Source organism: Thermosphaera sp. (genome assembly GCF_059755995.1).
Map to the genome: position 1 here is coordinate 1 of NZ_DBOUKL010000024.1, position 11,977 is coordinate 11,977.

The 11,977-nt window shown below is 49.8% G+C and carries 16 protein-coding genes; 15 read left to right on the forward strand and 1 reads right to left on the reverse strand.

Going from position 1 to position 11,977, the window contains the following annotated elements:
• Nucleotides 1-98: 98 nt before the first annotated feature.
• The 14 genes from AC3OH0_RS02565 (at nt 99) to alaS (ending at nt 9,372) form a co-directional block, all read left to right on the forward strand.
• Entirely contained in the window at nt 99-431 is a 333-nt protein-coding gene (locus AC3OH0_RS02565) for a DNA-binding protein (protein ID WP_013129795.1), read from the forward strand.
• 9 nt (nt 432-440) lie between these two features.
• Nucleotides 441-599, forward strand: a complete 159-nt coding sequence (locus AC3OH0_RS02570; protein ID WP_193436590.1) for a 50S ribosomal protein L39e — start codon at nt 441-443, stop codon at nt 597-599.
• A 10-nt stretch (nt 600-609) separates the two neighbouring features.
• On the forward strand, nt 610-909 hold the full coding sequence (locus tag AC3OH0_RS02575) for a 50S ribosomal protein L31e (protein WP_498344661.1): 300 nt from the start codon (nt 610-612) through the stop codon (nt 907-909).
• Between the two features lie 22 nt (nt 910-931).
• The gene (locus AC3OH0_RS02580; RefSeq protein WP_498344663.1) at nt 932-1,615 is read left to right on the forward strand and encodes a translation initiation factor IF-6; all 684 of its coding nucleotides are present in this window, start codon (nt 932-934) and stop codon (nt 1,613-1,615) included.
• Nucleotides 1,612-1,875 (forward strand): 50S ribosomal protein L18Ae, encoded by a 264-nt coding sequence (gene rpl18a, locus AC3OH0_RS02585; protein WP_498344664.1) that lies wholly within the window; start codon nt 1,612-1,614, stop codon nt 1,873-1,875. Before AC3OH0_RS02580 ends, rpl18a begins: the two co-directional genes overlap by 4 nt.
• Nucleotides 1,872-2,351, forward strand: a complete 480-nt coding sequence (locus tag AC3OH0_RS02590; RefSeq protein ID WP_193436594.1) for a prefoldin domain-containing protein — start codon at nt 1,872-1,874, stop codon at nt 2,349-2,351. The genes rpl18a and AC3OH0_RS02590 overlap by 4 nt, the downstream gene beginning before the upstream one ends.
• A gap of 3 nt (nt 2,352-2,354) precedes the next feature.
• Nucleotides 2,355-3,239, forward strand: a complete 885-nt coding sequence (ftsY, locus tag AC3OH0_RS02595; protein ID WP_193436595.1) for a signal recognition particle-docking protein FtsY — start codon at nt 2,355-2,357, stop codon at nt 3,237-3,239.
• Between the two features lie 14 nt (nt 3,240-3,253).
• Nucleotides 3,254-3,436, forward strand: a complete 183-nt coding sequence (locus tag AC3OH0_RS02600) for a SecE/sec61-gamma family protein translocase subunit (protein ID WP_193436596.1) — start codon at nt 3,254-3,256, stop codon at nt 3,434-3,436.
• Between the two features lie 6 nt (nt 3,437-3,442).
• A complete protein-coding gene (locus AC3OH0_RS02605; protein ID WP_193436597.1) occupies nt 3,443-3,931 on the forward strand; it encodes a transcription elongation factor Spt5 in 489 nt (162 codons plus the stop codon).
• A gap of 2 nt (nt 3,932-3,933) precedes the next feature.
• Nucleotides 3,934-4,443, forward strand: a complete 510-nt coding sequence (locus AC3OH0_RS02610) for a 50S ribosomal protein L11 (RefSeq protein WP_498344665.1) — start codon at nt 3,934-3,936, stop codon at nt 4,441-4,443.
• On the forward strand, nt 4,443-5,084 hold the full coding sequence (locus AC3OH0_RS02615) for a 50S ribosomal protein L1 (RefSeq protein ID WP_193436599.1): 642 nt from the start codon (nt 4,443-4,445) through the stop codon (nt 5,082-5,084). Before AC3OH0_RS02610 ends, AC3OH0_RS02615 begins: the two co-directional genes overlap by 1 nt.
• Before the next feature lie 9 nt (nt 5,085-5,093).
• Entirely contained in the window at nt 5,094-6,101 is a 1,008-nt protein-coding gene (locus AC3OH0_RS02620; RefSeq protein WP_193436883.1) for a 50S ribosomal protein L10, read from the forward strand.
• A gap of 78 nt (nt 6,102-6,179) precedes the next feature.
• Nucleotides 6,180-6,503, forward strand: coding sequence for a 50S ribosomal protein P1 (gene rpl12p / locus AC3OH0_RS02625; RefSeq protein WP_498344711.1), 324 nt, complete (start codon nt 6,180-6,182; stop codon nt 6,501-6,503).
• A gap of 139 nt (nt 6,504-6,642) precedes the next feature.
• Nucleotides 6,643-9,372, forward strand: a complete 2,730-nt coding sequence (gene alaS, locus AC3OH0_RS02630; protein WP_498344666.1) for an alanine--tRNA ligase — start codon at nt 6,643-6,645, stop codon at nt 9,370-9,372.
• A gap of 19 nt (nt 9,373-9,391) precedes the next feature.
• Here alaS and AC3OH0_RS02635 read toward each other — a convergent pair whose 3' ends face one another.
• Nucleotides 9,392-10,408: a transglutaminase-like domain-containing protein gene (locus AC3OH0_RS02635; RefSeq protein ID WP_498344667.1), complete on the reverse strand. Its 1,017-nt coding sequence runs from the start codon at nt 10,406-10,408 to the stop codon at nt 9,392-9,394.
• A 120-nt stretch (nt 10,409-10,528) separates the two neighbouring features.
• Here AC3OH0_RS02635 and AC3OH0_RS02640 point away from each other — a divergent pair, with 120 nt between their 5' ends.
• Nucleotides 10,529-11,938, forward strand: coding sequence for a cytosine permease (locus AC3OH0_RS02640; protein WP_498344668.1), 1,410 nt, complete (start codon nt 10,529-10,531; stop codon nt 11,936-11,938).
• The last annotated feature ends 39 nt before the right edge of the window (nt 11,939-11,977 follow it).

Genomic DNA, 11,977 nt, shown 5'->3' on the forward strand with positions numbered 1-11,977 from the left:
CGTCATGGTTGAGGAGGCTAGGAGGAACCCTGAGCTGGCGAAGTACCTGCCGGAGTCTGCACGGGCTAGGATACTAGGCTAGGTTCAGCGGTGGAATCATGGAGGATTACGGGTACAGCGACGAGGAGTTGGAGGCTATTAGGCAACGGAAGATGATGGAGCTTAAAAAGCGAATGGAGGAAGAGCAGGCCCGTAGGGCTCAGATAGAGGCTGTGATGCGGAAGCTGCTAACTCCTGAGGCTCGTGAAAGACTCAACAATATCAGGCTTGTCAAGCCTGAGCTGGCTGAAGCCCTTGAGCAACAAATAATAGCCCTGGCCCAGGCCGGGCGCATACCTGTTCCCGTTACTGATGAGTTTTTAAAGAAGATTTTATCAGAATTATATGAGCATTCCCGGAGGGAAACACGCATAACGTTTAAGAGGAAGTAGGTGGTGTTTATGGCTCGCTTCAAACACCTGGCTCGCAAGCTAAGGCTTGCCGCGGCTGATAAGAGTAATAAGCCTATTCCAATATGGGTCACTGTTAAAACCAGGATGAGTGTTAGAAGAGGTTTCAGGCTTAGGAATTGGAGGAGGAGTAAGCTTAAGAATATTTAGGTGAGGCACCATGAGCGAGCAGGGTCAGGTTGTTAAAGCCGTTCACGTAATTCCTTTGAGAAAAGTCTACTATGGCAGGAGGGCTAACAGGGCTGACCGCGCGGTGAGGCTGGTTAAGAAGTACGTGGCCAGGCATTTCAAGGAGGCGGAGAAGATTATTGTCGACCCAGCGGTGAACAACTACATATGGTCTAGAAGCAGGGAGAAGCCTCCTAGGAAGGTCGTGGTTGAGGTAAGGCTTGACAAGGAGAATAAGGTTGCCAAAGTTTTTTTGGCTAGAAAAACTGCCACGCCGAAACCATCCGGCTAACCCTTAAAGCCCAGGTGTGAACATGGATATCATCAGGATGAGTTTTTTCGGAAACTCAAACATTGGAGTATACGGATTCACCAATAACAAGATCATCATCCTACCCCCTGGAATCGGGCGTGACGACTTAGCAGCAATCTCCGAAACCCTTAAAGTCGATATAGTAGAGGCGAGGATAGCCGGCACAATCTTAAACGGGGTCTTCATTAACGGTAACGACAACGGGATAATTCTCCCGCACATTGTTTTCGAAGAAGAGCTCAGCTTGATCAAGGAGAAGGCTAGGGAGCACGGGCTCAGCGTTGAAGTAGTGAGGTCGAGGCACACAGCGCTTGGCAACCTACTCCTATGCAATAATAAGGGGTGTATAACAAGCCCCCTGCTCGAGAGAGAGGCTCAGAAAAAAGTCTCGGACGTTCTCGGCGTCGAAGTGGTTGAGAAGGATTTAATGAAGCTGTCAATACCTGGCAGCCTCGGCGTGGTAAACGATCTCGGCGGCGCCGTCCACCCAGGCTTCGTTGAAGATGATTTTAAAACCCTATTAGATGTTTTAAAGATTAAGGCTGAGAAGGCCACGGTTAACGCAGGAGTACCATATATAAGGAGCGGGGTATTAGCTAATAATAAGGGAATAGTGGTCGGGGGCAACACGACCGGCCCCGAAATACTCAGGATTAAGAGGGGTTTGGGAGGTGAGCTGGAGTGAGCACGGTTAAAACATATCGGGTTAAAGGATACATGCTTATCAGCCATGACAGGCTCCCTACTTGGCAGGTTTTTACGAAAGATGTGAGAGCCGTTAACGAGAGCGACGCGCTCGAGAAGATATACAGCTTGATGGGTAGCAAGCACAAGCTTAAAAGATACCATATAAGAATCGAGAGCATCACTGAGATAAATCCTGAGGAATCCATCGACGTGGTTGTGAGGGAGTTGGCTAGAGCGACGAGGATTGTTAAGCCATGAGCGGTGAGCAGGCGGAAGGCGAGAAGACGATAACGCTGGAGGAGCTCCTGGCAAGAGCCTCAGAGCTCAGGGAGTATATAACTGTTTTATCCAACACTATCAACAACTACGTGACACAGTATAGGGAGCTTCAGCTAGCATCAGAGACTTTGAAAAGCCTTCCCGAAGCGGGAGGAGAAGGCTTCGTAGTCGTTGACAGGCTGTCAAGCGTCCTGGTGCCGGGGATTATCAGGGAGGGGTGGACAGGGAGCGTCCTGGTTAACATAGGGTTTGGCTACTACTTGAAAACTAGTAGGGATAAGGCTGTTGAAGTGATAGAGAAAAGGATTGCCAGCGTTAACAGGTTGCTCGACGAGCTTCAAAAAAGGTATAGGGCAGCGCTTGACGAGTACTCTGCTATCCAGGGTATTCTAAACCAGATGTATGCCGAGGCTCAGAAACCCGAGGACTCGGGAGGCCAAGCCACTGGTGGCTAGCTTTTGTTCAAGAAGATTAAAGAAGCTTTTAGAAAGTTTATTGACTCAGCCTCGTCGATAATTTTCTCGCGAGAGAAGCTTGAATCCCTTATTGATGAGTTAAAGCTCGAGCTAGTTGCGAGCGATGTGGCCTACGAGGTTGCAGAAGAGATTTCAGCCAGGCTTTTAAAAGCAGTGGATGAGGGCTTGGTTAAGAGCAGGGAGGATCTTCAGCGCGTCCTTAAGAACATTTTAATAGAGGTTTTCGAGAAAGCGGGTAGTGTCAACCTCCTCGATGTCGCAAGGGCTAACAAGCCCTGCAAACTCGTATTCCTAGGCGTTAACGGAGTGGGTAAGACAACCACTATTGCTAAAGTAGCCGTGCTCTTAAGGGAGAACGGTTTTAAGCCGTTAATGGTTGCTGCGGACACTTTCCGTGCTGGAGCGCAGGAGCAGCTGAAGATACATAGTGAGAGAACAGGAATCCCTGTTTTCACAGGCAAGTACGGTTCTGACCCAGCCTCCGTGGCTTACGACGCCATACAGTTCGCATCCAGCAGGGGCTTTGACGCACTGTTGATAGATACTGCTGGGAGAATGCATGTTGACGTGGACCTGGTTAACGAGTTGAAGAAAGTTGTGAGGATTGTTAAACCCCATTTCAAAATACTCGTGGTGGATGCTTTAACCGGTAACGACGCGATAGAGCAAGCCAGGTTTTTCAACGACGCGGTAGGGGTTGACGGCGTTGTCGTCACAAAGGTTGATGCTTACGAGCAGGGCGGTGTACCGCTGAGTATTGCGTACATACTTGGGAAGCCAGTGATCTACGCAGGGGTTGGGCAGGGCTATAAAGATTTAAAGCCGTTTAACGTTTATGAATACGTCAACAAGATTTTGCCGGATTAGAGAGTTGATGAGTAATGAACCTGAGGGAACTGGTTGAGGCTTGGAGGAAGATACTCTTGCTGGCTACTAAGCCGAGCAGGGATGACTACATGACGTCCTTGAAGCTCAGCCTCCTAGGGCTGGCCCTAGTGGGGGGCATATCCTTTGTGATAAGGATTTTATTCTACACTTTCCTATTCCCCCCTCCAGCCGGGTGAAGAGTTTTGAGCGGGGCAGAGGAAGCAGCAGGCACTGGTAAGATATTTGCTGTGAGGACTACGATGGGGCGCGAGCTGGACGTAGCATTAGTTATCGCGCGCAGGGCGGAGGAGCTTCTAGCCAAGGGCGAGGACCCGGGGATTGCAAGCATTGTCATACCCCCGAACGTCAGGGGTTACGTGTTCTTCGAGGTAGAAAAGCTTGCATCCCTTTACAGGCTTTCATCGGAAGTGAAGTATGTCAAGGCTTCAAGGCCTGTTAAAGTATCGCTCGAGGAGCTGGAGAAGCTGATCATGCCTAAGCCCGTGGTCGAATCCATATCTGTAGGCGACGTTGTCGAGATTATCAGGGGGCCTTTCAGAGGGATGAAAGCCCAGGTTACAGGCATAGATAGAAATAAAAACATGCTTACAGTGAATATTTTAGAAGCAGCTTTCGCGATCCCGATATCTATTCCGAGTGATTACGTGAAGCAGGTTAAGAAGGGTGAGTAGGAATGGCTAAGAAAACCATCAAGGTAATGGTTGAGGGCGGCAGGGCTACTCCTGGACCGCCCCTGGGGCCAACGCTGTCCCCTTACAAAGTCAACATTCCCGAAGTAGTCAAAGCTATAAACGATGCGACCAAGGATTTCGAGGGTTTGACAGTACCTGTTGAAATAACCATAGACGTGGACACGAAGAAGTTCGAGGTTAAAGTAGGCATTCCAACCACGACCGCGCTGCTTTTAAAGGAGGCAGGGGCTAAGCAGCCAACCGGTGACCCGGGCCACCAGAGAATAGGCAACATAACTCTGGAGCAAGCCATAAAAATCGCCATCGCCAAGAAGGAGCAGCTCAGCGCTAAAACTTTGAAGGCTGCCGTGAAAACTATTCTCGGCTCAGCGCGATCCATAGGCATTACCGTCGAGGGTAAAGACCCTCGCGAGGTTCAGAAGCTGATAGATGAGGGTGCTTACGATGAATTGTTTAAGAAGTATGAGAGTGAGTGGGAGGGCGGTGCCTAATGCCGGTTGACACCGAGAAGCTTAAAGCAGCCTTGTCCAAGGCCTTGGAAATGGGTAAGGGGAGAAGGTTTAAACAGACTGTTGAAATGGTGGTTGTTTTAAGAGATATAGATCCCAAGAGCCAGGCTGGGAAGCTCAGGGAGACTGTTACGCTCCCGAAGGGGAGGGGGAAGAGGCAGAAGATCTGCGTCGTAGCTGATGGCGAGCTCGCTGAGAAGGCGAAGTCTGCTGGAGCATTCATGGTGATTTCATCAAGCGAGCTCCAGTCCATAGGTAAGAAGCAGGCTAAGAAAATAGCGAGCACGTGCGACTGGGTTTTAGTCAGGACTGACCTGATGGCGCAGGTTGGACGCATCCTGGGACCGGCTCTTGGTCCGCGCGGAAAACCCCCTGTCCCAATGCCTCCCTCTGCGGATATTTCAACACTTATAAAAAGATATGAGAACTCCGTAGTGGTTAGGACTAAGGAGCAGCCGCAGTTATCCGTTGCAATAGGTACTGAGGACATGAGCGTTGAGGATTTAACAGCCAACGCATCCAGCGTATTATCGCTCCTAGAATCTAAGCTCCCCGCCGGAATGGGCAATGTTGACAGGATATTGTTTAAGACCACGATGGGTCCAGCAGTGGAGGTTCTGTAGGTGGTGGATATGTCAGCAGTAGCTAGAACATACCCCAGGTGGAAGACGGAGCAGTTAGAGGAGCTTGTAGGGTTGTTGAAAACTCACAGGGCTTTCATCATTGGCGATCTAACAGGCGTTCCAGCCAGCCATGTCCAGAGGCTGAGGAAGAAGCTTGCAAAGATCGCGGAGGTCAGAGTTGTTAAGCCGAAGCTTTTCGCAATAGCGCTTGAGAAGGTGGGCATAGACCCCGAGGCTTTCAAGGATGTCTTGACAGGGCAGAACATAGTGTTCTTCACGAACGAGAACCCGTTCGACGTGGCGTTGAAAATACACAACATTGTAACCATGGATTACTACAAGCCCGGGGAGAAGACAGACAAGGAGATCGTAATTCCTGAAGGCAACACTGGAATCCCCCCAGGCCCAATGCTTAGTGTTTTCGGCAAGTTGAAGATTCAGACCAAGGTGCAGGCTAACGTAATACATGTTGCCAAGGATACTGTTGTCGCGAAGCCAGGGGACGTGGTTTCGCCGGAGCTGTCGAGCATTCTGCAGAAGCTCGGTCTAGCGTTGAAGGAGATAAGGCTGAGGCTTAAGGCAGCGTATGACGGCGTATTGATACCTGGTGAAAGCCTTATCCTGAACATTGACCAGTATGTTGAGTTGGTTAAGGCAGCTGGCTTGGATGCTTTGAAGATAGCTGTTGAGCTAGCGCTACCGGAGCCTGAGGTGCTACCGCTAGTGCTGTCCAAGGCTGTTAGACAGGCAACAGCCCTGGCTGTTGAAGCAGGGTATGTCACGCCTGAAACCGTTGAACTAGTGTTAAAAGCTGCCGAATCCAAGGCCCAGGCACTGGCTTACGAGGTCTCAAGGCTCGCGCCGGAGCTTGGGATAGAGGTTAGGGTTGCCCAGCAACAGGTGCAGGAGGCTAAGCCGAAGAAGGAGGAGAAGCCTGCTGAGGAAGAGGAGAAGAAGAAGGAGGAAGGCGTTAGCGAGGAGACTCTTGCAGAAGGCTTAAGCGCACTGTTCGGATAAGGGAAGAGATAGTTTTAAAACACCTCATCATCTATTTAAGATGTGATACATGTTTAATGTGGGAAGAGGTGGTGAGCCATCGAGTACATATATGCGTCACTATTACTCTATAAGGCTGGGAAAGAATTAAGCGAGGAAAACATTAAGAAGGTTTTAGAAGCAGCCGGGGTCGCCGTCGACGAAGTCAGGGTTAAATCCCTAGTAGCGGCTCTCAAAAACATCGATATTGCGAAAGTGCTGGAGCAGGCCTTAGCAGCGCCGGTTGCAGCGGCCCCTGTTCAGGCGGCTCCCGCGCAGGCTCCTCCGAAGGAGGAGAAGCCTGCTGAGGAAGAGGAGAAGAAGAAGGAGGAAGGCGTTAGCGAGGAGACTCTTGCAGAAGGCTTAAGCGCACTGTTCGGGTAAAGCAACGGTTTTTCAGCGTATTGGAAACAGTAAGGAGTTTTCCATCATTAAACTCCCCTATTTAAACAAATCATTCCTGGCTTCAGAATCGATTTAAATTATTCTAACACATAGTATAACCAAGTATTGAGGTGTTTCAATGCCTGGAGAAATAAGTTTTGACTATCTTCGAAAATACGGCTACGAGAAGTATGTTTGCAAGAAGTGCGAGGAAGGCGTGATATGGAGCGTTGTGCCAAGGGATACCTGCCCCGACCGCCCATGCAGTAAGTATGAGTTTCTCTACAAGGACTATAAGAGGGTTAAGCCCCTGAGCCTTCAAGAGGTTAGGGAGAAGTTTATAAACTTCCTGGTCTCCAAGGGGCATGGGGTGGTGGATCCCTACCCGGTTCTAGCCAGGTGGAGGAACGACCTATACCTTAACATCGCCTCAATAATAGTCTTCCAGCCCGCTGTGACAGAGGGTATTGTGGACCCGCCGCACAACCCGCTCGTAATAATACAGCCTTCGATAAGGCTAAGCGATATTGACAATGTTGGCTTAACCTTCGGGAGGCATTTAACAAGTTTTGAAATGGGCGGGATGCATGCTTTCAACAAGCCCGGCAGGATGATTTACTGGGTAGAGGGCATAATTGACAATACTATAGAGTTCTTCAACAAGGAGATCGGGATCGATCTGGAAGACCTTGTTTTCAAGGAGGGGTGGTGGGAGGGAGGCGGTAACGCCGGGCCGGCCCCGGAGGTTCTCGTCGACGGGATGGAGCTAGCCACTCTCGTCCACATGATGTATAAGACCGTTGACGGTAAGTATGTTGAAAACCCTGTCCTAGTCGTGGACTGCGGATACGGTATTGAGAGGATAACATGGTTTACCCAGAAGTCTCCAACAGGCTTCCACGCAATATACGGGAGGTTGGTGGACGAGTACAAGGATGTGTTAGGGGTTGAGGAGCCTCCTCACGAGGTTTTGAAAAAGGCTGTTTACCTTTTAAGCGATAAAGAGCTGAACAGTGTGGCAGAGTATGTTAGAGCACTCGAGGAGCATGGTTTTAGCGAGCACCTCGCCTCGTTCTCCAAAATAATATATCTGTACGGGAGCCTCGACCACGTTAGAACAATAAGCTTAATGCTCTCCGACGGCATTGTGCCATCGAACAGCGGCGAGGGATACCTGGCCCGCTTGGTTTTAAGAAGGCTTTTCAGAAACCTTGTGAAACTGGGTGTTGAGTCTAACAGGCTTGCAGACATTGCTCAAGAGCTTGTTGACAGGCAGATAAAGTACTGGAGGAACGACTACATCTACGGCAAGTTCGAGAAGCACAGGGATTACATCTTAGACGTGGTCGGCTTAGAGGCAAACAAGTTCGTCGACTCTGTCTACAGGGGTATTGAAATAGTTGACAAGCATTTGAAGAGGAAGAAGGCTCTCGGAGAGGAGGATTTAATAGAGATTTACGACTCCCACGGGATCCCGCCGGAGTTTGTTGTTGAAAGAGCCCGTGAGAAGGGCGTTGAGGTAAGCGTTCCCGGAGACTTCTACTCGAAGATTGCGCAGAGGCACTCCGCCGCACCGTTGGTGAAGGAGAAGGAGCACGAGTTCCCTGAGGAGCTTGCTAAATGGGCGGAAGGCTTCCCGGAGACTGTGAGGGTTTTCCACCAGGATCCATATGTAACAAGCATTAAGGCCAGGGTGCTCGGGGTTCTGGAGAACTATGTCATCCTAGACCAGACCATAATGTACCCGTGGGCTGGCGGGCAGGATCACGACACAGGAGAGTTAGTCTTCAACGGTAAAGCCTACCCTGTGAAATACGTTGGCAAGATAGGCGGCGTAATAGTGCACGAGCTCTTCGAGAAACCAGGGTTCAGAGCTAGCGATGAGGTAGAGGTTAGGATAGACTGGTTTAGAAGATACAGGCTCATGCGACATCACACGGCAACACACGTTGTTCTCGCAGCTGCGAGAAGGGTTCTCGGAGATCACGTATGGCAGGCTGGTGCTGAGAAAACCGTTGAGAAGGGCAGGCTTGACATAACTCATCACAAGCCGTTGACGAGGAAGGAGGTTGCTGAGATAGAGGAGCTGGCTAACAAGATTATTGACAGCAGGATCCAGCTTAGATTCCACTACATGGGCAAGTTCGAAGCCGAGTCCAAGTACGGGCTAAAGATATATCAGGGAGGAGCTGTCTACTCCCCTGTTCTAAGAATCGTTGAAATACCTGGATGGGATGCGCAGGCATGCTTCGGCACACACCTGTGGAACACTTCCGAAATAGGGGGTGTTAAAATAATTAACGCTGAGAGAATCCAGGACGGCGTGATCAGGCTCGAGTATGTTGCTGGGACAAGGCTTGTTGAACTAGCAAGGAGCATGGAGGAGGAGAAGGAGAAAGCGCTTGAGGCAATGGGCTCCACTCATAAGGATCTAGTCCTAGCAGCCGGCAAGCTGAGGGAGAGCTTGAGCGAGCTCGAGGAAGCTGTCGCCACCTATAGAAGAGTATTGGCTGACGCCCTCGTTTCAAACGCTTTAAACACTAAGAGAGTTGTCTGCGGTGTTGAAACCACGATGGTAGAGATACCGGTCAGGGATGAAAAACTCGTTAAAACAGTCCTGGAAGACCTTTCACTGAAGCATAAGACCCTGGCAGTAGTTTTCACGGGAGATATGGTTGAGATCGCGCTAGACCCTGGAGAGGCGGCTAAGAAAAGAGTCAACCTGTTGAAGACCGCTGAGGCTTTGAGAAGCCTGGGGGCTAAGGGAGGAGGGCGCTCCGACCACATCACCCTGAAACTAAACGGCGTGGCTGTGGACAAGGTTTTAGAAGCCGTAGAGAAAACCATCTGTGCCAGTGGTAAGCAGTGAAAACATGCTGAAAACTACCTTACTTTTTAAGATGAGCGTCAACATAGCATTCTAGAATGTATGGCTCGTGGCTAACGTCCCAGGGAGCATCCCTAACGCCGGCCATAAGAGGATCGATTAACAACCATATACCCGTCTGTGCATCCTTCAAACCGGAGAAGTAGCTTATTCTTGAAGTCCTCGTGTTGAAGACTAAATCATACTTTTGCACGGCTTTCAGCAGGTTGTCAGGGTCCTGGTTGACGAAGACTAGTGCTGCCGCATGATCAACCGCCCCGTCACCGTTAGTGTCCACGAGACCTATTACGGCGTCTAAGCCGATAGACTCGTAAAGAGAGGCAATAAGCACTGCGAAGTCATCGCAGTCTCCAGCCCCGATCCTCAGTGTTTCTAGAGGAGATGCTACATACTCGAGACCGTTTGGATCGCTAACGTATTTAACGTTGACGCCTACCCAGTGTCCGATAGCCATTATTTTGAAAACCGGGTCATTTATGTCGACCGGAACTATTGCTTGAAGCAGGATTGAAACCTGCACACCCGTGCGGAGGAGCTTGTTAGTTACTCTTAAAACGTATGTTCCTGTCGCAGACGCGTTGAAAGAGTATGAGGAGTTGTTTGTCAATTGTGAGTAAATAAGGCTACCTCCTGGACCGTATATTTCAATAAGTACGTTATAATTCGTTGCAATGATGTTAGTTTTGATGGTTGCACCGGAGGTTGCGTAAAAAGAGATTGTAAGCGCTCTCCCACCCGGTAGGTAGTAGCTTGTATTCTCTAAGACTATGTTAGGGTTGCTATAGTTTTCGAGAATGCTGATAGCATGCTCACGTAGCTCAGGGCTGAAGCTCGTGATCGTTGAGAGATGCTTCTCCCTGAACAAGTCACACACGCTTCCCTTAGTAGTTTGCACCAGTGTTGTGGGCAGAATAGTTGAGTATAGAGCCCAGCCAGCGGCTAATAGCAATACAACCACGCCAAGTACAACTATTGTTCTGTGATTGGAAGCCCTCTTTTCAGCACTCTCCACCGCCACCGGTAGCACCAAGTGTACTATAAGTTTTCTTTCAAAAAAGCTTAATCTGGCACGAGTCCTGCGAACAGCGTGCGGCGAAATATTTAAATAGCTTATCCCAGCATTAGTAGGCGTGGGCTCATGCCCGAGGATGTAAAACCGGTTGGCTATGTGGAAAACGAATCTCTTCTACCAATACCTTCAGATAAGAGGCTCTACGGAATTGGAACATTCACCTGGATGATGTTCAGCATGAACGTCTGTATCCCACTGTTCTTCCTCGGATCCATAGGGCTTCAACTAGGGCTCAGCGTTACCGAGGTTGCTCTCGGAGCATTGCTGGGGAATCTTGCGACAACGGTGATATTGTTTCTCAACGGTCTTCCAGGGGTTAAGTATGGCATACCTTACCCTGTGCAGCTGAGGCCTAGCTGGGGTTTTAAGGGCTCTAAAATACCGGTGGTTCTCAGGGGGATTGTCGGGGCTGGGTGGTACGGTATTGAAGCATACAGTGGCTCGCTAGCAATACTGATGGTTGCCCTGTACATTCTCGGATATGCTGGGAGGGATCCTGTTGCAATAGCTTCGGCAGCGTTCCGCTACGTTGTCTTCGTTGTAGCATTATACGTTGCTTTCGCAACGATCGTGACGGCTAAGGGTCTTGGGATGATTGCCAGAGTGGTTAACGTGACCGGGCCGTTGCTCCTGGTTTACTTCATATGGCTGACCCTGCAGCTGTCGACTCAGCAAATCCCTGAGACCGGGGGTGGTGGGGCAGGCTTGTTCTCCCGAAGCTTCGCACTATACCTGGCTATTCAAACAAACTTCTGGGCTACTATGAGCCTTAACATATCCGATCTTTCCAGAGGGCTTTACGCTGACAAGAGAGGTTTAAGGGCGTTGATTATTGGCCCGTTAACGGGGATTGTGTTAACGGCTGTGGTAGCATCGATACTGGGTTACTACTTGACTATGTACACCGGGTATTCAACACCACAGGAGATAATACTTTACACTGCGCCAGGGGTTATAGCGATAGTCCTTGGACAGGTCTTCGCGTCCCTAGCTCCATTCAGCACTGATATCACGGCAAACATTCCAGCACTAGTGAACATTCTAACATCATGCTTCAAAATGAAGTGGCGTAGCGCGGTCGTGATAGCGGGCTTCATAGGCTTCCTGCTCGCCCCATGGTGGGCTGTTGAGAAGGGCCCAGACATCATCAACTATGTTTCAGCATTCACTAGCAATTACGGGCTGATCCTGGGGCCCATAGCAGGAATCATGATAGCAGACTACTACTTGGTTAGGGGGAACTATGATTTGCGGAAACTATACATGAATGGTCCCGAGGGCTACTGGTATGGAGACGGGTACAACAAGGCCGCTATCCTAACATACGTGATGTCTATAATCATCATATACGCCATCAGCTACGTGATGGGCGATATAACCATCGTAGGAGGCGTACCGTTTCCGACAAGCCTGAGCTGGTATATAGGAGTGGTTGTTGCAACCCTACTCTACTTTGCAATAACTAGAAAGCATTGATTTTTTCCATCAACACTTTTCCTTGGTTCCTGGTTTAAG